Origin of the sequence: Bradyrhizobium hipponense, assembly GCF_008123965.1 — a bacterium.
In the GTDB taxonomy this organism is placed as follows: Bacteria; Pseudomonadota; Alphaproteobacteria; order Rhizobiales; family Xanthobacteraceae; genus Bradyrhizobium; species Bradyrhizobium hipponense.
Map to the genome: position 1 here is coordinate 1 of NZ_VSTH01000199.1, position 1,521 is coordinate 1,521.

The 1,521-nt window shown below is 62.7% G+C and carries 1 protein-coding gene; it reads left to right on the forward strand.

The window, feature by feature from the left end:
• Positions 1-154 precede the first annotated feature (154 nt).
• The coding region (locus FXV83_RS39575) for an IS5 family transposase (RefSeq protein ID WP_235940572.1) at positions 155-1,521 on the forward strand (1,367 nt) is incomplete at its 3' end.

Here is a 1,521-nt window from a genome sequence, read left to right on the forward strand (position 1 = left end):
GTCCTCCGTGAAGAATTCCCAAGTCATTGATTTGGAATCTGGAAATGGCGCGTTGGCGTAATCGGGTTTGCCGAGAATCGGGACTTCGGAAGGGGATTCCTTGCAAACTTGATTTGTGATTCTCTGGTCCGGGAGCGATTTGGCGAGGGACCAGATGCGGCCACCGGAACGACGGGAAACGGGAGAGCAGGATCTTTTCCGATCCCGGCTCGATCAGATCATCGACCTGAAGCATCCGCTGGTGACGCTGGGCCGCACGGTGGATTGGAGCTTCCTGGAGGAGCGGTTCGGGGAGGTGTACACCGATGATCCCGGGCGGCCGCCGCTACCGACGCGGTTGATGGCGGGGCTGGCGATCCTCAAGCACACCTACGACCTGTCCGACGAAGTGCTGTGCGAGCGTTGGGTCGAGAACCCTTATTACCAATACTTCTGCGGCGAGGAGTTCTTCCAGCACCGGCTGGTGTTCGATCGTTCGTCGCTGACGCGCTGGCGCAACCGTATGGGCGAGGAGCGACTGGCTGCGCTGATCCAGGAGAGCCTGTCGGTTGCCACCAGGACCAAGGCGATCAAGCCGTCTGACTTGTCTCGGGTGATCGTCGACACCACGGTTCAGCCCAAGAACGTGACGTTCCCCACCGATGCGAAGCTTCTGAACCGGGCGCGCGAGAAGCTGGTGCGGCTGGCGCAGCGCCATGGGGTGAGCTTGCGTCAATCCTATGCGCGGGTGGGCAAGTTCGCCCTGATCCAGCATCAGCGCTATGCCCACGCCAAGCAGTTCAAGCGCGCCAACCGGGCGCTCAAGACGCTGCGGACCTATCTCGGCCGCGTGATCCGCGACATCGGCCGCAAGATCGATGGCAACAGCGGGCTCGAGGCGGCGTTCGCAAAGCTGCTGCCGCTGGCGCGGCGCGTGCGCGAGCAGCAACAGCGTCAACGCGGGCCGAAGGTCTATTCCCTGCACGCGCCGGAGGTCGAATGCATCGGCAAGGGCAAGGCCCATCGGCCTTACGAGTTCGGCGTCAAAGTCTCCGTTGCAACCACGATCAGCCGCGCCAAGGGCGGCCAGTTCGTCACCCATGTAAAGGCGTTGCCCGGCAATCCATATGATGGCCACACCCTAGAAACCGTCATCCCCGACATGGAGGCGATGGTCGGCAACACCATCGCGCGCATTCTCGCCGACAAGGGCTACCGCGGCCACAACGCGCCGCCCGATCACAAGTTCAGGGTCTTCATCTCCGGCCAGAAGCGAGGGGTGACGCCCAAGATCAAGCGCGAACTGCGCCGCAGGGCCGCCGTCGAACCTGTCATCGGCCATCTCAAGGCCGAGCACCGCATGGGCCGCAATTATCTCTGGCTCCGCCAGGGGGACGCTGCCAACGCCGTCCTCGCCGCCGCCGGCTACAACTTCCGCCGCTTGATCCGCTGGCTCAGGATTTTGTTGTGGCAAATCCTGACCGCTCTCTTCACGGAGCCGGCGATCAATCCAGCCAGAAATCAGCGTTCTTCACGGACGAC